The organism is Parapedobacter lycopersici (assembly GCF_024643285.1).
Lineage (GTDB): Bacteria > Bacteroidota > Bacteroidia > Sphingobacteriales > Sphingobacteriaceae > Parapedobacter > Parapedobacter lycopersici.
Window position 1 is genome coordinate 356950 of record NZ_JAMSLW010000005.1, and the last position, 24233, is coordinate 381182.

Consider the following 24233-nt stretch of genomic DNA (forward strand, 5'->3'; position numbering starts at 1 on the left):
ACACTTCCGGTATGTACCATTTAGTAGAAGAAACCACGGCATTTATCCGGCAGCGGATCGCCGATTTTGAGCCCGAATCCGGGATTATTCTGGGCACAGGCCTGGGCAGGCTGGTCGACGAGATCGACATCAGCCACCGGCTGATGTATTCCAACATTCCTAATTTCCCCATTTCCACCGTGGAATTCCATACCGGCCGGCTGATTTTCGGCACACTCAACGGCCGCCGGGTAGTAGCCATGCAGGGACGTCTCCACTATTACGAGGGCTACAGCATGCAGCAGATCACGTTCCCGGTCCGGGTCATGAAAGCGCTGGGCATCCGGAAACTGTTTGTGTCGAACGCGTCCGGCTCGCTTAATCCCGCGATTCTAAAGGGCGACCTGGCGATTATTGATGATCACATCAACCTGCTGCCCGACAACCCGCTCCGAGGAAGTAATGACGAGCGGTTCGGTCCCCGTTTTCCCGATATGAGCCGGCCCTATTCGCCGGCGCTTATTGACCAGGGGCTGGCCATCGCCCGGCAGCACCAGCTGCGCGTACACCGGGCGGTTTATGTTGCTACTCCCGGACCCAACCTGGAAACACGGGCCGAATACCGTTACATGCGGCTGATCGGGGGCGATGTTGTGGGGATGAGTACCGTTCCCGAGGTGATTGTGGCCAATCATATGCAGTTGCCCGTTTTCGCCATCTCCGTCGTTACCGATGAGGGCTTCCATGAAACCCTCCAGCCGGTATCACTGGCGGAAATTGTGGAAGTGGCGGCCGCAGCCGAACCGAAGATGACACTAATATTGAAAGAATTGGTAGCTTTGCAGTGATGAAATCAGTCCGCAGTGTCCTACTGTTTCTGGGTTTTTTTTTCGCAGCCGTGACGCTGCTGCACGCTCAGGTAGAAGAAGAGTGGAGCAGTGCCCTGGATTCCGCACGGGCTGCTGAGGATAATAAGGAAGATAGCGTCATCTATTCCGCGCGGTACGTGCGTTATACTACGCTGGCCATGATGAACCGGGGGACATACACCTACCAGATTGATACACTCCATAAAAATTTCCAATACTACAATCCGCAGAATCAGCCGAGAAACCCGAGCATTAACCTGGGCAGTTATGGCCTGGCCACGCGCGACCTGCTTTTCGTACCCGATAAAGCCATCGGCTTCCAGCCGGGTTTCCACAGCCTGGAGCGGTTCCTTTATCAGCCCGACTCTGTAAAATACTACCGGGCACGGGCGCCCTTCTCGGAACTGTATAATGTCGGTTTCTTTTTTGACGACCAGGTTTTACGGGCAAAGGTCACCCAGAACATCAACCCGTCGCTCAATGTCGGGGGCGAGTTCCATGCCACCCGGGCCGATGGCTATTACGCCAACCAGCGGTACAACGACCTGAAATCGGCCCTGTTTGCCTGGTATGAATCACCGGGCCACCGCTATAATTTATTGGCCAATGCCGTATTTAACCGGCTGATGTCTACGGAAAACGGCTCGATCCTCAAAGACACGATATTCCGCAACGGCGAACGCCCTTCCAGCGATGACGAGTCGACACGGCTGCGGGCTACGCGTGATGAGCGGCCACGGCATACCTGGCGCGACCAGAACATTTTTATCCGGCAGAGCCTGTTTGTGGGGCGGCTGGACACCATCAATGCCGGCGAACCCGAACAGCAGATACTGCCAACCAACAGCATGTGGCACAGCTTCCGCCTGCGTTCACGCAGTTTTGAATTTTATAAAAACGAGGAAGATGTTTACGGTGCCTTTCCGTTTGGCGAAAGCGTGTTGACACAGGATACCACGCGGCTGACTACCATTACCAACGATTTTGGCTACCGCTTTTACCTGCGGGGCAGCTCGCTGTCGTTCGTTAAAAACGAGATCCGGCTCGATGTGGGCTACCGGCACGACATGCACTGGTACCGGGACCGTGGTTACAGCGCTTTTTTGCAGAACAGCACACTGAAGGCGGGTATCGGCTACCGGTTCAGTGACCGTGTGAGCGTTACCGGCGACCTGAACCAGATTGTACAGGGGCAGAATTTCGGTGATTACCTGTATGAGGCGGAAGCCGATTTTCTGCTGAGCAAAACCATCGGACGGATAAAGCTGGGCGCTTATACCCAGAATAAATCGCCGGAACGGGTTTATGAGCGGGTGAATTACACCTACCACCAGTGGGACCGCAGCTTTGAAAAAACAAAGACCACCAGTTTCTCCTTTGCCTATGAAAACGATGCGATCGGTTTTTCGGGCAAGGCTGCGTATTTTTTGATTGCTAATCACCTCTACTTCCAGGAAGTGACCAATGAGGCAAATGACCCCCGGCTGTTCCGTGTCATTGAACCCGCGCAGCTGGACAACAGCATCAACCTATTACAGCTATCCGTGGGACAGAACTTCCGCTTTGGCGGCTTTCATTTTGATAACTACGCGGTGTACCAGAAATCGGACTATAATGCGGTGCTTGCCATCCCTGAGCTGTATACCTGGCATAGCTTTTACTACAACGGCAAGCTGTACAAGGTAGTCGATTTCAACCTGGGCTTTGATGTGCGGTTCAACACACCGTTCCGTACCCCGTCGTACGCTATTAACGTCGGACAGTTTTACAATGATAACGTAGGGATTGAGTTTTCCACCTATCCCATTGTCGATGTCTGGGCGACGGCTACACTCAAGCGGGCCAACCTGTTCCTCAGTTATAATTTTGCCAATCAGAACGTCTGGCCGGTAGGTTATTATACCGTGCGCCGGTACCCGATGAACAACGCCAACCTGCGGGTGGGGATTTCATGGAAATTTTACGATTAATGCAAGTGTACTGCGGTTTCGTTTCCGGTGTGTTTAAACCGGAGAGAACAGGAAGCTTGGGATTACGACCGATAGTCAGCCGGTACAAGCTCCCCTTTTTCGTTTCGGAGATGGGTTTCAGCTCCCGGCACGATATCCGTATTCTGTGCCGACACACATAGCCAGTGATCGCCGTGTTTCCGCACCACAAATAAGAACAGGTTATTCCGTATACCTGCCGCTGCCTGTGCTTTGGGCGTTTGGCCCGTAAGTCGCATCCGGGCATGGACCACCGCATGGCTATCGCCCAAAGGCTTTGTCTTGACCCGGCCGGTTTTCAGGGTCGATTCGTTGAAGATGATCCGTAAACCATAATCATGCGCTTTTTGGATGTCCGCCCGGTTTTCCCACCAGATGCCCACCACGTTAATGAAATCGGCTTCTTCCTCAAATAATGAGGCAAGCCAGTCCGCACGCCTGGCATTCCAGGCTTCGGTGAACAGCCTGGGGATGTCTTCGGGGGTTGTGGCTTGCGTGAGTTGATCCATTTGCTGGCCCTTTACCGGTGACGCTTGGATACTTTAGCCCGGTCATTAAATGACAGGCAACACTCCAGCCAATACGCAAAGTCATCTGCCCGGCTGTATCCTTCGGGACTGATATAACAATATCCGTTCAGCGTCTTCCCTTTCATTACCATCGGATGGTAACCCGGGCGTTTGGAGACCGTCGCCAGGTCGGCCGGATCAAAACGGCACATCAGGTTATTGCTGCTTACATTAACGCACATTTTTCCATTAACGAGGAACGCCAACCCGCCAAACATTTTCTTTTCTTCAAGAACGAGGCCGGGGATACCTGTCAGATATGCCCTTACTTTTTCTGCTAATGCGGTATCGTATGCCATGCTTAACTATAATAACATAAAGGTGGATATTTTTACCGCATTCTCCAAACGGGTTGCGCCACGCTATGTTTCATTGGCCTGGCCCTCCCGCTGCCGGGCGGCCTCCCATTCCCGCTGGTACCGTTCCCCCTCCGGGTTGCCATCGAAATCGTGCGGTAGGTTGGATTCCATGGTCTGAGAAAAGGGGACCGTCTGGCAGATAAAGTCCGCATCATGCCCGGGTTTGCTGTAGTCATATGGCCAGCGGTAAACCGTGGGCAACTCTGCCGGCCAGTTTCCGTGGATATGCTCCACGGGGGTGGTCCACTCCAGCGTATTGGCCTGCCAGGGGTTCTGCCCGACCTTCTTTCCGTAAAATGCGGAATAAATGTAATTGAACAGAAAGGCTACCTGCGCGAAACCGGCGATGATGGCCGACCAGGAAATGAACACATTCACCGACAGCCAGTGTTCCATGGACGGAAATTCCGTAAAGGCATAGTACCGCCGGGGGACACCATCGATCCCCATGAAGTGCATCGGGAAAAACACGAAGTAGGCGCAGACAAACGTTACCCAGAAATGCAGGTAACCAAGTTTTTCATCCATCATTCGCCCATACATCTTCGGAAACCAATGATAAACACCGGCAAGCATGCCGAAAACAGAGGCCGATCCCATAACCAGGTGGAAATGCGCAACAACAAAATACGTGTCGTGCAGGCCGATATCCAGGGTGGAATTACCCAGGTAGATACCCGTCAATCCGCCGGAAATCAGGAAGGACACGAAGCCGAGGGCGAACAGCAGCGGGGGCGTAAACCGGATGCTTCCCCGCCAGAGCGTTGCCAGGTAGTTGAACGTCTTGATGGCTGAGGGCACGGCGATGATCAGGGTGGTTACCATGAACACGCCCCCAAGGAACGGATTCATCCCCGACACGAACATGTGGTGGCCCCATACCAAAAACGACAGCACGACAATACCCATGAGGGAATACACCATGGCGTGGTACCCGAAGATCGGTTTCCGGGAGTGAACGGACATCACCTCCGAAACAATGCCGAAGGCAGGCAGGATCGCGATGTAAACCTCCGGGTGGCCCAGGAACCAGAAGAGGTGCTCCCATAGGATGGGGTTACCCCCTTCGTTGGGCAGGATCTTCCCCTGGATAACCAGGTCGCTGAGGTAAAAGCTGGTCCCGAAGCTGCGGTCGAAAATCAGCAGGACCAGGCCTGCCACCAGCACCGGGAAGGTGAGCAGGCCCAGCACAGCGGTCAGGAAAAGCCCCCATACCGTTAACGGCATTTTCCAGAAATCCATTCCGCGCGTCCGGAGGTTGAGTACGGTGCTGATGTAGTTGATGGAGCCCAGCACCGATGAAGCTACAAATAGAATGACGCTGGCCAACCACAGCGTCATGCCCAGCCCGGAACCCGGGATGGCGCGTGGGACGGCCGAAAGCGGCGGATAGACGGTCCACCCTGCGCTGGCCGGGCCCGTTTCGATGAAGAGGGACGACATCAGCACCACGCACGACGCAAAAAAGAACCAGTACGAAAGCATATTCATAAATGGGGAAGCCATATCCCGTGCACCAACCTGCAACGGAATAAGCAGGTTGGCAAAAGTGCCGCTCAGTCCGGCAGTAAGTACAAAAAACACCATAATGGTGCCGTGTATCGTAATCAGCGCGAGGTAGAAGTCGGGGTTGATCCGACCACCCTCGGCCCATTTCCCGAGGAACAACTCCAGTATGGGAAATTCCCGGTCCGGCCAGCCGAGCTGGATGCGGAACAGAATGGAAAGCAGCAAGGCCACAAACGCCATGGTGATGGACGTAACCAGGAACTGCTTGGCGATCATTTTGTGGTCGGTGCTGAAAATATACCGGGAAACGAAACTTTCCCGGTGATGGCCGGCGTGCCGGTCGTGGGTACCGTCGGTATCCGAAAGAACTAATGTTGCCATGGTATCGAATTTAACGTTCACGAATGGACGGAAGTCGTCGCAGGTTCCCGGAGACCTTCTGCTCCGCTGTGGCCAGGGTCATAGGGTGATTCCCGGGCTTCCACGGGTAAAATTATAAAAAACATTTTATATTGTATAAATAATATAAAACACCATTTATTGTTTAATAAAATTTATTTATTTATTGTTTATGCAATATTTATTGAAATAGGATCGCGGCGATTTATCCCGCGGAATTTTCGTACTATTGCGGTATATGAAGCGAAAACACCCTTCGTGTAACCTCAGCGACTGCATCCTTTGCCGGCTCTGCCTGCCCGACTGGATTCCGGCAGTGGAGCTCAACCGGAAGGTCATCCTGCTCCGGAAAGGGCAGCAGGCTTTTACCGAAGGCGATGTGGTGAAGGGTATTTATTTCATCTACTCCGGCGTGATGAAAGTCCACCAACGCTGGGACCAGGAGAAGGAGCTGATTGTGCGGTTTGCACGCCGCGGCGATATGGTGGGCCACCTGGGGTTGGGCAAGGAGGCGCGCTACCCGGTTTCGGCGACAGCCCTTGAACCCACGAGTGTGTGCTACCTGGAAATGCCTTTCTTTGAAAGCACTTTAAAAGTAAACCCCGAGCTTACCTATGCGCTGATGCGCTTTCTGGCCAACGACCTGCAGGAAGCACACCGGGCCATGCGTAACCTGGCGCATATGCCCGTTAAGCCTCGCATTGCACAGGCATTGCTAACCCTCAAAAACCAATTCGGCACCAATGAAGCCGGCTTTCTGGACTTCGCCATTACCCGGCAGGATATCGCATCCTTCGCCGGGACAACCTATGAAACCCTTTTTAAGGTATTGAATGAACTCAACGCAGGGGGACTTATCCAGCTGGATGGTAGGGATATCGCCATCCGTGATGAGGTGGGGCTTGCGACCATCGTTGATCCGGGCGATCGATAGTGCCTGTTTGATGTTAGCTGTTAAATTCGACATTTGAGATGCTATGGGTATTTATTCGAATGTCGCAATGATGTTTTTCGAGACCCTGACATCGCCAATCCATAAACCAATTGATTGCAAATACACAAAGGCACAGCCAGACAGCGAATGAAAGAGATTATTGAACTTTCAGACCGGGAAATAACCCTTGGCAGAAATGAGTTTCTGAAGGTAAAGGACAGCGTTGATACCAATGTATATTATGTGGAGCGCGGGAGTCTGCGGATTTTTGTGTTGGACGATTATGAAGAACGGATAATCCGATTTGGTTACAGCGGAAATTTAATTGTTTCGCTGGACTCATTTTTGACAGGCAAACCCTCAAACCTATATATACAAGCGATTAAAAGGACGGTAGTAAAAGCGATTACTAAGCAACAGATTGACCGTTTTTTGGAAACTGGAAGAAACGGAGATTTGTGGATTAACATCTTGGAAGACCTGGTTCTTCAACAAATGGAACGTGAAATTGACATTCTGACAAATTCTCCAAAAGAGAGATATGAACGGGTTTTAAAGAGAAGTCCGCAGCTTTTTCAGGAAATTCCCAATAAGTATATTGCTAATTATTTAAGAATGAGTGCTGAAACCTTATCGCGGCTAAAAAAGTCTTGACTTCAATCAAGATTTATATAAAATGCTTTTTTGAGCTTTGCATAAAAATGACATGATGCAAACAGCGGACTTAATACAGGCACTTCTAGCGCAGACCAAACACGCAATTAATCAAGCAGAAAAACTGAAGACCTATGATCTGGATGCTTTGACCTGGAGAGAAAATGAAACGTCGTGGAATATGCTGGAATGTCTGGAACATCTGAATCTGTATGGCGAGTTTTACCTGCCACAGATAGAAAACAAAATTAAGCATTCGAAGACCAAGCCCGAAAGGGATTTCAAAAGCGGCGTTTTAGGCGGATACTTCGCAAAAAGTATGTTGCCAAAGGAGAAGCTGAATAAGATGAAGACTTTTAAAGATAAAAATCCGCTAAACGCGGATATTGGCAAAGCGGTCATTGATAAATTTATTGAACAACAAATCAAGTTATTGGATTTATTAAACCAATCAAGAAAAGTGAATTTGGGCCAAGTAAAAATTCAGACTTCGATTTCGAGTTTAATAAGACTGAAATTGGGGGATACGTTTCAATTTTTTGTAAATCATATTATCAGGCATTTAAAACAGATTGACAACATACAGGGAGCAATGAAAAATGCCTGACTGTTCTCCCTTTTAATTTCACCGATACCCGAAGGTAGAGTGCAAAGGGCCGATAGGTTTATAAACGAAAAAGCCCCACATTGCTGTGAGGCTTTTTTAGTGGGAGATACTGGGTTCGAACCAGTGACCCTCCCGACTTATAGTCGGGATGCTTTGAACCAGCCGGGCTATGTTTTTTGCACAAGTTTTTCGATTAGCCTGCGGCTTTTCCATGATTTTATTTCCCGTTCTCTTTGCCCCGCTTTAATCCTGTTTGGAAATTCTTCTGTGTATATGATGCGCCAGTCTTCCACCTTGCCAGTGTAGCCCCGGTGGTGGCTGTTGTGCCTTCGGAGCCTTTGCTCGAGGTCTTGGCAAGAGCCGATGTAAAACCGGTCAATTTCCCTAGAGTACAGGATATATAGGTAATGCATTTAGGTTAGGTTTAATGATAAAAGCCCCACGTTATCCGTGAGGCTTTAGTGGGAGATACTGGGTTCGAACCAGTGACCCCCTGCTTGTAAGGCAGGTGCTCTGAACCAGCTGAGCTAATCTCCCTTTTGTTTTACCCCTGCTCCAGTGACCCTCCCGACCTGTAGTCGGGATGTGCTGAACCAGCTGAGCTCCCTTTCTTTTGGGACTGCAAATATAGCGCAGATTGCGAACAATAAAAATTTATTTTTTATTTTTTTATGATACCGCTATCCTATCGTGCGATAGGATATATTACATAATTTTACACCCTGTTGCATTGGCCGGCAAACCTTTTCAGGACCTTTGGTGTTTTTATCGTAATTTTATCTTACGTTATGAAACAAACCAGCTTTATTCTTTCAGCTTTAGTAGTCCTTTTCGGTTGTTCAAATGCTGCGCAATCGGGTCATTCCGAAAATGCTATTGTAAACACAGCTTCACAAGACAAGGTAGAACAACGCTCTTCACAGGTTACCCTACCGGACAGCGCCTCGGCTTTTATCCGGCAATACTTTGCGCCAGCAGAAGTACAGCGTGTTACTAATAAAAAAGCACCAACGGCCACAGGAACATTTTACGAAGTGACGTTAATGAATGGAACGGGGATAGACTTCGGCAAGGCGGGAAACTGGATCGAGGCAAAAGCAGATGAACCGAACCGACTGCCCACAGGTTTCTTCCCCCAGGCAATCCAAACCTATCTTGAAAGCAACTTTGCCGGCGTCGGTGTCGAAAGCATTGACAAGGAAAATAAAGGATATGAGTTGGAACTGACCAATGACGTCAATTTGTATTTCGATGCAGATGGCTCATTCATAAGGCAGGAAAAATAACAACCAGACAGGGACAAGAGGGCATGCTGTCTACCAGCTCATTATAAGCTTTCCATTTGCTTCAAATTGTTATAGGAATCTACTTGATGGGTTTTCTTTACAACCTTATGTTGGTGCTTGTCTGACAGTACCGATACGGGCGATGCATGTCCATCTTCTCCACTAAAAATAGGAATTCAAATGTTCGACTGATCTTCGAGTGTTGTTCGAGTGCGCTTCGACTGTCCTTCGAGACTTGTTCGACCCTTGTTCGAGTCGGCTTCGAGGGCGCTTCGGGGCTGCTCGGTGTGCAATGCGTTGCGCTTCGAAGCATTTCGAATGGTTTCCGAAGCAGCCCCGGAGCAGTCCCGAACAATTCCCGAAGCACGCTGCAATACCGCCCGAACAGCAATCGAACCCGTTAAAGGGGTTCCGCGGATCACGCGAAAGGATGATATGGTTTTTCACCTGGGACTGAATTTGCGAATGAGGCGGTCAGACAAGCTAAAATTAGGAGCCTGAAGACTATCTTTACGCAATGAAACGAAACAGCGGTTCTTCATTGGCCCGGTGCCGAAAAGAGAAAGGCATGACGCAGGAACAACTTGCGGAGGCTTCAGGCGTAACCGCGCGTACCATCCAACGTATTGAAAGCGGTGTCGTTACCCCTCAGGGACAAACCCTGAAACTGCTGGCAGAAGCATTGCAGGTTCACCCGGGCGAGCTTGTTTCTGTAGACACGGCGCCCTCCTTTTCCGAACCGGTATTGTTACCTCTCTATCACATACTGCCTTTGCTTGGACTTGCCCTGCCGTTTGTAAATATTATCCTGTTGCTGATTTTATGGACAATGAAGCGAGATGAGCATCCGGAATACAATCGCCAGGGACGGGAGGCCATCAATTTCCAGATCACGGTTACCATTGTCATTGTTTTATCGTTTATAACCATGGTGCTTTATTTCCCGGTCGGGTTTCCTTTGATGATTGCCAGCTATGTTGTTGCCGCCAGCTTTTGTATCCTCAATACGATAAGGGCGCTAAAAGGAAGGCCCGTCCATTACCCGTTGTATGTTCATTTTTTGAAGAAGGCCTAAAACCGTCTAAACACCCGGAAATGCAGGTGTCGTGTAAATGTCGTGCAGGTGTCGTTTGACGGCATTTCCTTTCGGCGGATCTTTGATCAAAAAATTCACAGCCATGAAATTTGCATGCTTTCTTTCCGCGCTTATTGTCCTTTTCGCCCCGGCAAAACTTTCCGCACAGCCCTCGGCTGACGCCGTGATTCAGCGTATTGACGGGTCCGCTATTACAACAGATTCATTGACTAAAAAGATTCGGCAACTGATGCATGATGCGAAAGTGGACGGCATGCAGGTCGTTGTATTTAATGACGATAAAGCCGTCTATAAACAAGCCTTCGGCTATGCCAACAAAGCACAAAACACCCCGCTTGCCACCAGTAATAGTATGTACGGCGCGTCATTAAGCAAGGCGGTATTTTCGACCCTGGTAATGAAATTGGTGGAGCAGGAAAAGCTGGATCTGGATAAGCCGTTGCAGGAATATCTTGACCGGCCGGTGTATGATTATCCTGCTAAAGGCGAGAATTATTGGGGATCGGATTTTAGCGATCTGAAAGGCGATACGCTGTATCAGACAATCACTGCCCGGATGTGCCTTAGCCATACGACCGGTTTTGCGAACTGGCGCTGGTTTGAACCTGACCAGAAGCTGCATATCCGATTTAAGCCGGGCAGCAAATTTCAATATTCAGGTGAAGGGATGGGCTACCTTCAATTCGTTATTGAGCACATTACTGGGAAACGCCTGAATGATTTGGCGCAGGAATTAATCTTTGACCCCGCCGGGATGAAACAGAGCGGTTATATCTGGAGTGACGCGTTCGGCGGTCAAATTGCACAGGGCCACGATACCAATGGAAAGGTATACCCCGTTAAGAAATACGTTGTTGAGCGTGCCGGAAGCACGTTGCAGACGACCGGAGATGATTACATCGCTTTCCTGGAATCCCTGATGCATAATAAACTGGTGAACCCCGCCAGCCGGAAAGAAATGTTCCGCCCGCAGATCCGGATACATTCCATGCTGCAATTCCCAACCAGCCCCGAAAATGACCGGGATACACATCAAAACGATCATATTCAGCTAAGTTACGGTTTAGGCTGGGTCGTCTTCCAGCCCCCCTTCGGCCCGGGGGTTTTTAAAGCCGGTCACGGTGATGGTTTCCAGCATTTCTCCATCGTTTTTCCGGAAAAAAAGATCGCCATGCTGATTATGGCCAACAGTGACAACGCGGAAAGTATTTTTAAGTATCTTCTTGAAAATGCCATTGCAGACACCTACACACCCTGGTTCTGGGAAAAATACATTCCCTATGATGTTATCATCAAGTTCTAACTATAGTGGGTAGGACCGCGCAATTGCAGGTGAGGCCGGTATAAATGGCGTAATATGGTTTAGCTGCCCGGGCGTTACAACGTATCCGCATTCAGGTACACATATCCGGCATTTTCAACCACCTCATACGTCTGTATTTCTTTTGCGGCCGGGCCAGCGTTCGGTGCGCCCGTCCGGACATTGAACTGGGAGCCGTGCCACGGGCACTGTACGGTGCCGCAGATCATGCTGCCGCCGGCCAGGGACCCGCCCCGGTGACTGCAATGATCGCTGAATGCGACGTAACCATCTTCCGTTTTGGCAAGCACCACCCGCTTGTTCTTGATATGGATTAACATCATCTGGTCGGTGGACAGCGTGTCGGCTTTTGCTACGTTTACCAAGGTGCTTTTTTGATCAAAATGCAGTTCCTGCCATTTACCCGCGTTTGCGTACCGGGGGTCGACGCCTATCTGGTTGCGGACGACCAGCGTACCGCCCAGCCATCCGGCAATGAGCATGAGGATAACGCCTCCGCTTTCCAAGACAACGGGAAGAATCGAAAAGGGATCGGATCGATTGAAATACGCAATGATAAAAAGGGCGAGCATACAGCCATTGACAACCGCATGCTGGCTTGCCCGCCGCTTTGCCGAACTACGCGGCGGAACCGTGTACAGGTAGTCGATCACTCCGGGTACCGCAGCAATAAATCCGGTGAGGATACCGGCAAGCTCCAGGTATCCGGCGGTTGTCCAGAAGCTGTTGTTGAGATAGATTATTCCCAATACATCAAAAAGCAAGGCTCCTGTAAGGAATGCGATAGGAAAAGAAACCAGAATCATGTGTACCGGATGCCCCTTGATATGTGCTGTGCTTTTCATGGGTTACGGATTTAATCTTTCTTTTGTCTCTGGACCTGCGTCCCTTGCAGCATCCGCTCGACTTTAGCTGGCCTTTTCTGCGTGTCGCCAGCGCGATTTTCTTGACCGGTATGCTCAATAACGCTTCACAAGCGATATGGTTTTGATTTATTTGGGTAGACGCAACACCCGGATAGCGCAAACGGTTGCCTGGAAAAACAACTTGATAATTAATGGCCGGTCTGAGTTGGTCAAGAATGCCAATGACGGCAACCTGTCGCTTATCACGGGTGACTGGAAGTTTATTCCGCCAAACCACGGGGCTAGGTATAACGCATTGGTGGATGTCGAACTGGGTAATGATACCGTGCCCCAGCTTTATCGGCTGAAAGACGATATCGGCGAAAAGCATAATCTCGCTGAAGAATTTCCGGAAAAGGCAGCGCAAATGACTTTGACCATTTCGCGGATGTAGCCGCCATCTTCTATAACTGCAACACCCTCTTTCATCTAAAAAACATTACGGTTTACCAGCTACCACCATTTGATCTAATGTAGGCTGGTCACTACCTCCCGTCGGCTCTATGGTGATGGCAAACATATCGGCATTTTCAATGGACAACATTTGCAGGAGGGCCTGATCCCCAACGGCGGAATCATAGGTCCCTGCATTGACAGGTTGCCCATCAACTATACCCCAAAGTTGGTATTGCTTGTCTTGGGGCAGTGCCGGTAAATCAGTCGGCTTAAGGTAAACCGCTTGGGAAGCCGTATTCCAATAGACCACTGCGCGACTGTTGTCATGACCGGCGACTCCACTGAGCACCACCGAGGTGAATGCAGGGTCTCCGACTACCTTCATTTCGTGGCGGGCCCCTTGGATTTGTGCCATGAAGGTTTCATTTTGTGCGATCAGGGCTGCTTTTTCCTGCTCCAACTGCCTTATCTGTCTTCGGAAGTCACCCATCCTTATCAGATGGAAGCCAACGGTGGCAAGAAAAAGTACGGATGCGGCAACGGCGATTGTGCGCAAGAGCGCAGTCTTTGAAGACCGTAAAGGGGGGGCTTTCTCATCTGGATGGATTTGCCCGTCATCGACCAGTGTTTTGAAAATCTTTCCCTTTGCGGAAGCGGGAGGCGTTTTACTATGCAACAGTCCATAGCTTACCAATGCTTCTTCCGCTTCCCGTAAGGCTTCCCGTACCTCAGGATGTTGTTCGGACATCCGGGTAAGCTCAGCATCTTCCGCTGGCGAAGTAAGGCCTAGTACATGGCTCTCGATGATTCCTGACGATATGTAATCCTGTATGTTCAACGTTAAACAAACAAATGCTTCAATTTCATTAATGCTGCTCTTGCGCGTGTCTTGACGGTTCCCAAAGGCATATTTAATTCCTTGGCGATCTCCTCTTGAGTATATCCTTGGAAATAAGCCAAGTCTATAATTTTCTTTTGTTCCGCGGTAAGCTTATCGAGTACGGTATTCAAGCCAACATGGTCGATTTTGATCGCATCGGTATAACCAGGGTCACCCAGCGGTGTCGATTCTGTCAATGACTCTGTCTTAATGCTGTTCCTGGACTGCGCGGACCGGACGTGGTCTATGGCCAGGTTTCTGGCAACATTTAACATCCAGGTGAATAGTCGGCCTTTGTCGGCATTGTACTGCTCAATATTCCTCCATATCCTTATAAACGCTTCTTGCATTACGTCAGCTGCCTCATCTTCATCACCGACCACTTTGCAGATCACTCCGTAAATGGCAGCAGAATAGTTGTCATACAGGTAATTATATGCTCGCTGGTTTTTGAGCTTAAGCAGCCCAATCAGTTGAGCTTCCGTGTATGATTGCTTCGAGTGCAAATTGCTTTGGATCGTAATTACTGTAATAATAGTGTTTTTTTCTTGTTCCTGAAAAATAATTCCAAGCTGATTTGTTAACCCCGAATCTATATTGTTCAAACTCTTTACTGGGCATTATATACGCAAAGCCGGCCGTTACGGATTTATCACCTTTTACTTTTTTTGCCCGGGGTGAAATCCGTATCCTGATAAACTTCGTATGTATTGATGTGTCGATACGACCGCACTTATTTATAAAAAATAAATACCAATGGAAAGTTCGATTAAAAAAACAAATGGTCAGCCATTGCCGAGCGATAGGCCGACTGAAACTCCGGTAAGGCGCCGGCAATTTCTTCAATATGCCGGTGCTGGGGCGGCTGCGGCCGTATTGGTGGCGTGGGGATGCAAGAAGGACGACCCCGGTCCAGATATGGGGGGCAAAGGATTTTATTTTGGAAGCGGTGACATTGCCATTCTCAATTATGCCTATGCGTTAGAACAACTAGAAGCTGCTTTTTACACTGAGGTTACCTCGAATCCGTACGGCAGTATTTCAGATTGGGAACGTGCCCTGATGACGGATATCCGCGATCATGAAATTGCGCATCGGGAATTCTTCAAGGCAGCGCTCGGCCAGCAAGCGATCGATTCGTTAACATTCGATTTCTCTGCAGTCAATTTTTCAAGCAGGGGAAGTGTGCTGGCAACGGCGAGAGCATTTGAGGACCTGGGCGTCTCCGCTTACAATGGCGCGGGCTGGTTGATACAAGATGTGAATTACCTGGCGCTTGCCGGAAAGATCGTATCAGTGGAAGCCAGGCATGCCGCTTTGGTACGCGACCTGATCGACAACGGATCGTTTGCCAATGATGAGGTAATCGACGCAAACGGTTTGGACCTCTCCAATAGTCCTACGGTAGTTCTGGAAGTGGCAGCACCGTTTATAAAATCAAAGATCGATGTAACAGATTTGCCTACTTATTAATCACTGTCATGAACATATTCAACATATTCGATGAAATAACGCAAGTGGATCCGGAATTCCACGAACGTGTAAGCCCACGCAGAACGGCTATCAGAAACCTCGCCTCGATGGGTACCAAAGTAGCTGCCGCTACCCTACCTTTCATGTTAGGATCATTGTTTAAAAAGGCCTATGGCCAGGTGCCTACCGATGTAACCGGCGTGCTCAATTACGCACTTACTTTGGAATACCTGGAGGCCGAATTCTATACAATGGGTACGGCTGCGGCCGGTTTGATTCCCGTTGGGCCGCCTCAGGGAGCAATTGCCACCATACGTGATCATGAAATCGCACACGTAGCGTTTCTGAAGCAGGTACTGGGGTCGGATGCCGTATCCAAGCCGGAATTTGACTTTACCGCCGGGGGAACATTCGGCAATGTTTTTACGGACTATGATACGTTTCTGGCGCTCGCACAGGCGTTTGAGGATACTGGAGTAAGGGCTTATAAGGGACAAGCCGGACTACTAAAAGGTAATCAGGTAGTGCTTACCGCGGCTTTGCAGATTCACGCTGCGGAAGCCCGCCACGCTTCGCATATCCGACAGATGAGACGTGCGCGCGGTGGAGCTGCCGCTGCCCAGAAACCCTGGATTACGGGCGCTAATGACAGCGGAATCGGTGCGGTGGTGGATCCTGTATATGCGGGCGAAGACAATGTTTCGCAGGCCGGTGTTAATATTACTTCCCTAAATGGGATTGAGGGAAAGCTTTCCGCCAATGCGGCCACAGAATCTTTCGATGAGCCCTTAACCGCAGAAGCGGTGCTGGATATTGCGGGACTGTTTATTAAGTAAGCGTTCTGCAGGACATAGTAAACCTCATTGGGCCCGTTAGACAAAAGGTCCTGCCATTTCGGGCAGGACCTTTCCATGTAACACATGCGATCGCTTAATCCAATCGGGGACAGGAGCTGAGCTTACTTGGCTAAACACTTCTGTACGATTTCATGTGGCATGCAGTGCTATTTGCCGGCACGGGTGCACAGTGTTTAGCATTCAGGCACAAATATTCGGTATTTTCAACCACCTCATGCGTCTGTATTTCTTTTGCGGTCGGACCGGCGTTTGGTACGCTAGTTCTGAGGCTGCCTTATTCAATATATATTTTGACCGAATCGGTATTCAGTCTCGATCGGAACCATCCTTCCAGTTTTTCGTGGTTAGCGAGCGTTTTCCTTCGATCTGACGATCCTAAAACAAGGGTTAAGTAGTTTTGCGCCTGAAGGGAATCATTATAGAACACCTGATCTGCTGCCCCGCATGTTGTAATTTCAGGGTAAAGGGGCTTGAGCTCCTGAAGCAGCTGCTTACCGAGGTGCTTTCGGTTGTTGAGGCTGTCCTGCAACTGTAGCGTTGTTCCCAGGGTAGCCCGAAGGCGATTGATTTCAGCTTGTTGCGTATTGATGGCTAATAGATTTTCATTGGATTCACTTTCTTCAAGCGAAAACCCCTGCTGGATACTAATTGATGCGCCATTCAGGCTGTAATGTCTGGCCTTGTCAATTACAGCTTGTTTTGCCGCCTCCGGAATCAACCGTCCGCCATAAACGAGCCTAATTGAACGTTTTGTAGGATCTATATCGGATTTGAGCAGGTAATCACCTTCGATGTTGGTTTCACTCCGTATAAATGACTGCGCATTTCTCGTGAACCGTTCCTGTTTAACCAGAATATAGCCGAAATAAATACTCGGCAAAATGGTGACGGTGGCGATAACGCTCACCCAGCGGTTTGCAGTTTTTTTCATGTTTTCATCGACGCCCTGCCAAATGGGGTATTTCAGAAAACGGACAATCAGCAGGGTGGCTACGGCAATAAATACCGTATTGATGGTGAAGAGGTAAAATGCCCCGAAAAAATAATTCCAGGTGCCTGAGGCCAATCCGTATCCAGCGGTGCACAACGGTGGCATCAGTGCGGTAGCGATGGCGACCCCGGGTATTACATTGCCTTTTTGTTTGCTGGAGAGCGCCACAATACCGGCCAATCCACCAGCAAGCGCGATGATTACATCATAAATATTTGGCTGTGTACGCGCCAATAATTCCGAATGGGCTTCTCCAAGGGGTGTGACAAGGAAATACAGGGTAGAAGCACCCAGCCCTGATGCGACGGCAAATCCGAAATTTATCAGCGACTTCCGTAGCAATCCGAAGTCGTACGTTGCCAAACTGTATCCCATGCCCAGTATCGGCCCCATCAAAGGGGAAATCAGCATCGCACCAATGATGACTGCCGTAGAATTTACGTTGAGGCCGACACAGGCAATGAGAATGGCGAATATCAGGATCCATAAGTTCGTGCCCTTGAAAAATATGCCTTTCTCTACGGTATCGTGGATGACGTTATAATCTTCCTGCTCTGACTTGATATTAAATTTCTGCGCTAGTTTTTGTAGATCCATATATGTGGAGTTAATATTGCCTTCTTCAACTGAGTTTGCCGATATTCCGTAATTGGGTCTGGCACGCCGTTATCGTACCGTTGCGCAATAAAGGCTCTGGAGAATGTTTTCTATTGCACAACGCTAAATTCAACCGGCGGCTAACTCCGCCTAAACCTCCTCATCCCGATGTTTTTCCGGCTCCAGGTCGGACAGGTTCAACTTCCGTTCGAGCTGTTTCCGGTCTTTGCGGTTCCGGCGGATCAGCCAGAACAGCAGGATCAGCACGGCTAACCCGACCAATCCAACAATAAAATAGTTTATCTCCATGGCAGTAAAGGGTTAAACTCCAATTAAAGTTAACCACATTTTGCGTAGCACGCAAGGAAAGAAGGATAATTTAACAGGGCAATCGTCGTCCGGGTTCAAATGTAATACAGGTTTAATGTGCGCTTAACCCCCCGGGACTACCTTTGCCGGCAGTTAAAACCCCCTGATTATTGCTTTTATCGGCGGTTGATGCGGGTTTTGTATGCTGCTAACTACTATTTATTATACGATGAGGAATTGTTTATTTTTTGTGTTATTACCGGCATTGTTAGCATCGCCCTATGCCAAAGGCAGTACCCCTGCCGGACTCCTGCCGCACAACCTGGATCGGGCGGCCCGACTTGAAATCAACCAACAGCCGACCATACAGGGTGTCGTCCTGGACATGCGGACCCGCGAACCGATCCGGGGTGCATCGGTGAGCATTGCGAACACCTCATGGGTGTCGCAGACGGCGGCCGACGGTGCGTTTAGCCTGCGGTGGCCCAACGGGGAGTCGCAAGTGCTGTTAACCATATCCAGCGTGGGCTTCAAGTCGCAGCAGGTTACTATCCAGCGGGCAGCCAGTGAATCGCCTGTTTCGGTTTATCTTGAGCAGGACTTGTTAGGGCTCGACGAGGTGGTGGTTACCGGCCAGGGACTGGATATCAGTAAAAGGCGACTTTCGACTAATGTGACCAGCATTGGCAGCGAAGAATTGGAAAGAACACCTTCCGGACGTATTGACCAGCTCCTGCAGGCAAAACTGCCGAATGCGCAGATCCGGCTAACCGGCGGCCAGGCGGGAGCGACATCCATCATCCGGGCGCGTGGCGTTGTATCGGCGTATATGAACTCTACCCCGGTGATTTATGTGGATGGCGTGCGTATGGATAACCTCAACACGGCCTCGTCCATCGGCGGGGGAAGCACCCAGGGTGCTGCCGTCAGCTCCATTGCCGATATCCCCATGGAAAATATTGAACGTATCGAATACATTAATGGCGGCGCGGCAACGACATTATATGGTTCCGATGCCGCAAATGGTGTGATCCAGATTTTCACCAAAAAAGGCGGGGCCAGCCGGACGGCTGTGATTGTGGATGCTACCGTGGGACGGGAAACACCGACCACGGACTTCCTTCATTTTGAGCGGACGAAGGACCTGCTTTTTGAACCGGGTGTATTCCAAAAATATAACGTGGCGATTAACGGCAGCGGGGAGCGTGTGGGATACAGCTTTTCCGGCGGTTACCTGAACAGCAGCGGCGTACAGCTGTACAATCAAAACCAGAATGAGCGGCTCGACCTGCGCACGGGATTCCGGGCCAGTCTTGCCGAGGAGTTAACCTATGAAAGCACGTTTAGCTATGTCAATAACCGGTACAAGCGCAACCGGAACGGTAACCAGGGGGGCTATACGGCACTTTGGTTTACGGAGAGCGGCGCCTCTGCCGTTACGGGTCCGCAACCGCGATTTAACCCGCGGATTGACGAGCAGGGCGACGAGGAGTTTGCACGGATGATGGCTTATGTCGATGAGGCTGAGCGGCTACAGGATAACGAAATTGTGGTTAACCGTTTTCAGACATCGCAAAGCTTTGTGTACCGCCCGGTCAATAGTGTGCAGCTGAAAGCGCTGGGCGGTGTGGATTTCCGGCAGCTGCGTAACCAAACGATCCAGACCAACCAGTACCTTACCCATACGACGGGCAACCTGACGACGGACCGGGGCAGTATTAACAACGGTGAGCGGAAGTACTGGGGCCTTACGCTGGAACTTAACGGGCAGCACCGTGCAGATGTAGGCGATTTTTCATTTGTGACTACCGTTGGCGGGCAGCTGTTCAGAAATGAAGACCGCCAGGTATCCTACGTGGGTACCAATATCCGCGACGGCGCGCGGAACATTGCCGACGCCGCCACGAAAACCAGCGACGAGGTGTATTATGAGGTGGTTAACTATGGCGTTTATGCCCAAACCAACATCGGGTTCCGCGACCGGCTGTTTGTTGACCTTGGCCTGCGGGGCGACGGTAACAGCGCATTCGGCGAAGCCATTGGTGTGCAGTATTACCCTAAAGTAGGTGTTTCGTATATTCCTTCTGCCGGCGCGTGGTGGCAGGAAACGCTGCCATTCTTTTCGGCGGCCAAGGTACGCGGCAGTTACGGCATCGCAGGGAATTTTCCCCCGCCATTCCGCAACCTGCGCACGGTGTCGTTTCCCGGATACTTGGGCGAACAGGCCGCGGGCTTCGGTACGCCGGGGGTAGACCTCCGGCCGGAGAAAAGCAGCACGTTCGAAGCGGGTATCGATCTCGGTATGCTGCAGGACCGCATCGTGCTTTCCGCGGGTTTTTACCATACCATAACCAATGACGCGCTGTTTGAAGTGCCGTCAGCTCCTTCCACGGGTGAATCCGATGCGTTTCGTAACGTGGGCAAGATCCTGAACAGGGGGTGGGAGTTTAGTACTAATATTACGGCGGTACAGACCGCATCGACTTCCCTGCGCATAAACCTGGCGGTTAACACACTGCATAACCAGGTACTCAGCGCAGGGGGTGCCGCACCGTTTAACATCAACGGCTTCAGCGAACGCACCATCCAGACGGTCGTGCAGGAAGGATATCCCATTGGTTTTATCCGGGGCAGTTACGGCATATTCGGCGCGGATGGTGTAATGGAGCGCTCGATTCCACTCCAATACTTGGGCACGACCATTCCGGACCTGTTCGGAAGCATGGGCCTGGATTTCCAGTACAAGGGCTTTAGCCTGTTTGCGAATGCCGATTACCAGCAAGGAGCCTTTGCCAACAATTGGGACAGCCAGTTCCGCTACAACTACGGTGCAGGCGATGAGGGCATCCCCTTGGGGGAAATCAATTCTCCGCGGGGGCGCACCGGCTGGCTGGATTTTACCAACATGTTTATTGAACAGACCGATTTCATCAAGATCCGGACCATCGGTGCCAGTTACAGCTTTAGCAGGGCGCAGCTTGGCTCGCGCCTGCAGGGGCTCACGGTTGGCTTGAACGCCATCAATCCGTTTAATTTCGCGACGTCGTCCTTTGATCCGGAAGCCACGATCAGCGGCAGTGCCGCAGGCCAGGGCGGTGCCACCACCGGCGGCATTGCTTATGCTACTTATTCCGCACCTAGGCAGTTTCTTCTTTCATTAAAAGTCAGTCTATAAAAAGCATCCCATGAAAATACATAAAAACATTCTGGTCATTACAGCGCTCTTATTATCGGGGTGTGAGCTTACCGAGGTAACCAACCCCTATGTTACGGAAGACCGGTTCCTAACCGGGTCGCAGTCGGCCGTTACCTGGGTAAACGGTGTCCGGAGGCAGCTAAGCCAGACGGTTGGCACGGTGACCGAATTTACGGAACTGGTATCTGACAACTATTTTAACAACTATACGCAGAGCAGCAAGGTGTTTGATGTTCCGCAGATCAATTATTTTGACATCGACGTAACCCGCATCCAGACGGCTATCCACCAATTGCTGGAAATGAGTGAATTCGGGCTGACGGATGTGTTGCCCCGCGACCCGGAAAGCACGCAACAGCAGCGTGCGGAATTGTTGCGGAACAAGGCCTATGCGCTGATACTCGGGGCTGAGCTGTTCGTGGCCCTGCCGGCAGGGCCCCTTGGTGAGGTACAGGAACCGGAGCAGCTGTTGCTGACTGCCGCAGGGCTGCTTGATGAGGCTGCGGGACTTTTTGCGGAACAGGATGACAAGCTGGTCTGTGCGCTGCTTAAGGCACGGATTTATTATCGCCTTGGGGACGCGGCACAGGCCATCCGGTTTGCACAGGAGGCCCAGGCTAATCCGCTGCTGCTAAGCCAGGTACATTACGGCACGCAGACGGGACCGTCCAACAATTTCCAAAGCGCCATATTCTCCTCCACAACCAACCAGTTTGCGCCGCTGCCACGACTGGATTTCCTCGACCCTAAATACTTCCATACGACCGGTGTGGTCTTTGACGACGAGAAGCCGATCAGCATTGCCAAAGCGGAAGAAGCATTTTTGATTATTGCTGAGGCCCAGGCTGCGGCGAATGAGCTGGCGGCGGCCCGTGAAACCCTGCGGCAGCTGCTGACCGAAACCGTTGCCAAACGTCCGGTGGTTATGCTGGATGACAGCCGGGAGACCCGCAACGGCGGTAACCGCGGCGATTATCCGCTTACCGCCGTATCCGTGCGCTTTGATGCGGGCAGCGATCCAGTGGAAGGACTGGTGCTCGACCGGCAGGCGGGCCTTATTCCTGCCCGTACGGTATCGGGTACCAGCGTAACCGGGGCGCAGCTGGATGCGGCTGTCAGCCAGGACGAACTGCTGTACCTGATTTACCTGCTCCGGCAGGAAATCTTTATGGCCGAGGGGCGGCGGATGACCGACCTGGGTATCCGTTTCCCGGTATCGCAGCGTGAAGAGCAGAACAACAGCCACGTACGGCCTGAACATACCAAGGCGTTGATTCCGTCATTTATTCCGGTAAACCGGGAGCTTGACGATTTTACTTACGACGCACAGCAGGGTGTCGTAACCATCAGGCATGACATGAACAAAATACTGGTTGCCCATAAATCGGCACCAGAAATTTTTCCATTCAATAATTAGCATTAACATAAACAGCAAATCAAATGAACAAATTAGGATTAACCTGCTGTTTCCTGGCGCTTGCACTCGGTGCGGCGGCGCAGGGACAGGTAACGGGGTATGTGTTTCAGGATGCCAACCAGAACGGACAGCGCGACCGCGGCGAAAAGGGCGTGGCCAACGTATCCGTGAGCAATGGCATCCAGGTGGTGCAGACCGACGGGGATGGCCAGTACATCCTGCCTGTTGGCAACGACAACGTGATTTTCGTAATTAAACCGGCGGGTTATCAGGCGCCGCTGGACGCGTTCAACCTGCCTAAAACGTACTACATCCACAAGCCGGGCGGATCGCCCGCTTCGCTTGAATATCCGGGAGTGGCTCCCACGGGCGCCCTGCCGGCATCGGTTGATTTTGCGCTGGAACCGGCCGATGAATCCGGTGAATTTAAAGCGCTGGTCTTTGGCGATCCGCAGGCCTACACCAAGGAGGAAATGGAATTTTTTGCCAAAGGCATCGTTTCCGAAGTGGCCGGCATCCGCAATGTGGCTTTCGGCATCAGTCTTGGCGACCTGGTGGGCGATGTGCTCAGCCTGCATCCGGATTATAAGCAGGCCGTTGCCAAAATCGGTATTCCCTGGTACAACCTGATGGGCAATCACGACATGAATTATGATGTGACCGCGGATTCCCTCGCCGATGAAACGTATGAGGCGAACTTTGGCCCGGCTAACTACGCATTCGATTACGGCAACGCCCACTTCATTGTGCTTGATGACATCCTGTATCCGGACCCGCGGGATGGTAACGGCTATTGGGGTGGGTTCCGCAAAGACCAGCTGGATTTTGTGGAAAACGACCTGCGGTTTGTCGATAAAAACAAGCTGGTTGTGCTGGCGTTCCATATTCCGCTTGACCACCGCAACGGGGACACGTTCCGGCCGGAAGACCGCCAGCGGCTGTTCGACCTATTGCGCGATTTCCCGCACACGCTGTCGCTGTCGGCGCATATGCACACGCAGACACAGCATTTCTATACCCGCGAAGATGGCTGGCAGCAGGACAAGCCGCACCACGAATATAACGTGGGCACCACTTCGGGCGACTGGTATTCAGGCCAGCTGAACAAGCAGGGTGTGCCGGATGCTACCATGCGTGACGGGACGCCCAATGGATATGCTTTTCTCCATATTGCGGATAACCAGTATCGGCTGGAATACAAAGTCGCCGGGGAACCTGCCGATTATCAGATCAATGTGTTCAATCCGAAGGTTGTTGCCCAGGGCCAGCGCACACGTGCCGGCATTTTCGCTAACTTTTTCATGGGCCATCACGGCAATACAGTGGAATACCGCGTGGATGACGGCGAGTGGCGCAGGATGACGCCGGTACAGTCGGCCGACCCCGCATACCTGGCGCTGGTGCACCCCTGGGATAATTCAGATGAACTTATTCCGGGAAGACGGCCTACCGACGCGGTAGCCAGCACCCACGTTTGGCGGGCGGCGATCCCGACTAATCTGGCGATTGGTACGCACACCGTCGAAGTCAGGGCTACTGACGACTACGGCAATACCTTTACACAGACCAGTACCTACCGGATCGAGCAGGCTAAGTAACAACAGACTTCAATCAACCTCCATCTTCCCCGTCGGTGGTTTCC

Annotated in this window: 23 protein-coding genes and 1 tRNA gene; 14 read left to right on the plus strand and 10 right to left on the minus strand. The window is 51.1% G+C overall.

Annotated features, from left to right (window positions below):
* Nucleotides 1–11: 11 nt before the first annotated feature.
* Together NEV57_RS12655 and NEV57_RS12660 are read left to right on the plus strand one after the other, a co-directional pair.
* Nucleotides 12–827: a purine-nucleoside phosphorylase gene (locus tag NEV57_RS12655; RefSeq protein ID WP_257658689.1), complete on the plus strand. Its 816-nt coding sequence runs from the start codon at nt 12–14 to the stop codon at nt 825–827.
* Nucleotides 827–2818, plus strand: coding sequence for a putative porin (locus tag NEV57_RS12660; protein WP_257658690.1), 1992 nt, complete (start codon nt 827–829; stop codon nt 2816–2818). The genes NEV57_RS12655 and NEV57_RS12660 overlap by 1 nt, the downstream gene beginning before the upstream one ends.
* A 62-nt stretch (nt 2819–2880) precedes the next feature.
* Here the strand turns inward: NEV57_RS12660 and NEV57_RS12665 are convergent, their stop codons facing one another.
* The 3 genes from NEV57_RS12665 to NEV57_RS12675 all read right to left on the minus strand — a co-directional run bounded on the left by NEV57_RS12665 (nt 2881) and on the right by NEV57_RS12675 (nt 5654).
* Nucleotides 2881–3345: a YybH family protein gene (locus NEV57_RS12665; protein WP_257658691.1), complete on the minus strand. Its 465-nt coding sequence runs from the start codon at nt 3343–3345 to the stop codon at nt 2881–2883.
* An 11-nt stretch (nt 3346–3356) separates the two neighbouring features.
* Complete coding sequence (locus tag NEV57_RS12670; RefSeq protein WP_257658692.1) at nt 3357–3704, minus strand: TfoX/Sxy family protein; 348 nt, start codon at nt 3702–3704, stop codon at nt 3357–3359.
* Nucleotides 3705–3767: 63 nt separating this feature from the next.
* The gene (locus NEV57_RS12675; protein WP_257658693.1) at nt 3768–5654 is read right to left on the minus strand and encodes a cytochrome c oxidase subunit I; all 1887 of its coding nucleotides are present in this window, start codon (nt 5652–5654) and stop codon (nt 3768–3770) included.
* A 256-nt stretch (nt 5655–5910) separates the two neighbouring features.
* Between NEV57_RS12675 and NEV57_RS12680 the strand changes: the two genes are divergently transcribed.
* From NEV57_RS12680 to NEV57_RS12690, 3 genes are all read left to right on the plus strand, one after another.
* Entirely contained in the window at nt 5911–6606 is a 696-nt protein-coding gene (locus NEV57_RS12680; RefSeq protein ID WP_257658694.1) for a Crp/Fnr family transcriptional regulator, read from the plus strand.
* A gap of 147 nt (nt 6607–6753) precedes the next feature.
* On the plus strand, nt 6754–7260 hold the full coding sequence (locus NEV57_RS12685) for a Crp/Fnr family transcriptional regulator (protein ID WP_257658695.1): 507 nt from the start codon (nt 6754–6756) through the stop codon (nt 7258–7260).
* 52 nt (nt 7261–7312) lie between these two features.
* Complete coding sequence (locus NEV57_RS12690; RefSeq protein ID WP_257658696.1) at nt 7313–7867, plus strand: DinB family protein; 555 nt, start codon at nt 7313–7315, stop codon at nt 7865–7867.
* A gap of 167 nt (nt 7868–8034) precedes the next feature.
* On the opposite strand, the gene NEV57_RS15810 is transcribed toward NEV57_RS12690, so the two are convergent.
* Nucleotides 8035–8280 carry a GIY-YIG nuclease family protein gene (locus NEV57_RS15810; protein ID WP_372340077.1) on the minus strand — a complete coding sequence of 82 codons (246 nt, stop codon included), beginning with the start codon at nt 8278–8280 and terminating at the stop codon, nt 8035–8037.
* Between the two features lie 49 nt (nt 8281–8329).
* Nucleotides 8330–8404 (minus strand) — tRNA-Val (locus NEV57_RS12695).
* A 251-nt stretch (nt 8405–8655) separates the two neighbouring features.
* Between NEV57_RS12695 and NEV57_RS12700 the strand changes: the two genes are divergently transcribed.
* The 3 genes from NEV57_RS12700 to NEV57_RS12710 all read left to right on the plus strand — a co-directional run bounded on the left by NEV57_RS12700 (nt 8656) and on the right by NEV57_RS12710 (nt 11552).
* Complete coding sequence (locus NEV57_RS12700; protein ID WP_257658697.1) at nt 8656–9153, plus strand: PepSY-like domain-containing protein; 498 nt, start codon at nt 8656–8658, stop codon at nt 9151–9153.
* A 517-nt stretch (nt 9154–9670) separates the two neighbouring features.
* Nucleotides 9671–10228 (plus strand): helix-turn-helix domain-containing protein, encoded by a 558-nt coding sequence (locus tag NEV57_RS12705; protein WP_257658698.1) that lies wholly within the window; start codon nt 9671–9673, stop codon nt 10226–10228.
* Nucleotides 10229–10331: 103 nt separating this feature from the next.
* Nucleotides 10332–11552, plus strand: coding sequence for a serine hydrolase domain-containing protein (locus NEV57_RS12710; RefSeq protein WP_257658699.1), 1221 nt, complete (start codon nt 10332–10334; stop codon nt 11550–11552).
* A 74-nt stretch (nt 11553–11626) separates the two neighbouring features.
* Here NEV57_RS12710 and NEV57_RS12715 read toward each other — a convergent pair whose 3' ends face one another.
* Complete coding sequence (locus tag NEV57_RS12715) at nt 11627–12415, minus strand: Rieske (2Fe-2S) protein (protein WP_257658700.1); 789 nt, start codon at nt 12413–12415, stop codon at nt 11627–11629.
* 136 nt (nt 12416–12551) lie between these two features.
* Here NEV57_RS12715 and NEV57_RS12720 point away from each other — a divergent pair, with 136 nt between their 5' ends.
* Entirely contained in the window at nt 12552–12869 is a 318-nt protein-coding gene (locus tag NEV57_RS12720) for a hypothetical protein (protein WP_257658701.1), read from the plus strand.
* A 45-nt stretch (nt 12870–12914) separates the two neighbouring features.
* Here the strand turns inward: NEV57_RS12720 and NEV57_RS12725 are convergent, their stop codons facing one another.
* Together NEV57_RS12725 and NEV57_RS12730 are read right to left on the minus strand one after the other, a co-directional pair.
* Nucleotides 12915–13709, minus strand: a complete 795-nt coding sequence (locus NEV57_RS12725) for an anti-sigma factor (RefSeq protein WP_257658702.1) — start codon at nt 13707–13709, stop codon at nt 12915–12917.
* Nucleotides 13710–13711: 2 nt separating this feature from the next.
* Nucleotides 13712–14356, minus strand: a complete 645-nt coding sequence (locus NEV57_RS12730; RefSeq protein ID WP_257658703.1) for an RNA polymerase sigma factor — start codon at nt 14354–14356, stop codon at nt 13712–13714.
* 151 nt (nt 14357–14507) lie between these two features.
* Here NEV57_RS12730 and NEV57_RS12735 point away from each other — a divergent pair, with 151 nt between their 5' ends.
* Entirely contained in the window at nt 14508–15224 is a 717-nt protein-coding gene (locus tag NEV57_RS12735; protein WP_257658704.1) for a ferritin-like domain-containing protein, read from the plus strand.
* Between the two features lie 8 nt (nt 15225–15232).
* Nucleotides 15233–16060 (plus strand): ferritin-like domain-containing protein, encoded by an 828-nt coding sequence (locus tag NEV57_RS12740; protein WP_257658705.1) that lies wholly within the window; start codon nt 15233–15235, stop codon nt 16058–16060.
* A 295-nt stretch (nt 16061–16355) separates the two neighbouring features.
* Here the strand turns inward: NEV57_RS12740 and NEV57_RS12745 are convergent, their stop codons facing one another.
* Both NEV57_RS12745 and NEV57_RS12750 read right to left on the minus strand, forming a co-directional pair.
* A complete protein-coding gene (locus tag NEV57_RS12745; RefSeq protein WP_257658706.1) occupies nt 16356–17669 on the minus strand; it encodes a DUF389 domain-containing protein in 1314 nt (437 codons plus the stop codon).
* Nucleotides 17670–17819: 150 nt separating this feature from the next.
* Entirely contained in the window at nt 17820–17978 is a 159-nt protein-coding gene (locus NEV57_RS12750) for a FeoB-associated Cys-rich membrane protein (RefSeq protein ID WP_257658707.1), read from the minus strand.
* A gap of 229 nt (nt 17979–18207) precedes the next feature.
* On the opposite strand from NEV57_RS12750, the gene NEV57_RS12755 reads away from it, so the two are divergent.
* The 3 genes from NEV57_RS12755 to NEV57_RS12765 are packed head-to-tail and all read left to right on the plus strand — an operon-like array spanning nt 18208 to nt 24189.
* Nucleotides 18208–21153 carry a TonB-dependent receptor domain-containing protein gene (locus NEV57_RS12755; RefSeq protein WP_257658708.1) on the plus strand — a complete coding sequence of 982 codons (2946 nt, stop codon included), beginning with the start codon at nt 18208–18210 and terminating at the stop codon, nt 21151–21153.
* 10 nt (nt 21154–21163) lie between these two features.
* The gene (locus NEV57_RS12760; protein WP_257658709.1) at nt 21164–22591 is read left to right on the plus strand and encodes a hypothetical protein; all 1428 of its coding nucleotides are present in this window, start codon (nt 21164–21166) and stop codon (nt 22589–22591) included.
* A gap of 23 nt (nt 22592–22614) precedes the next feature.
* Complete coding sequence (locus tag NEV57_RS12765; RefSeq protein WP_257658710.1) at nt 22615–24189, plus strand: calcineurin-like phosphoesterase C-terminal domain-containing protein; 1575 nt, start codon at nt 22615–22617, stop codon at nt 24187–24189.
* The last annotated feature ends 44 nt before the right edge of the window (nt 24190–24233 follow it).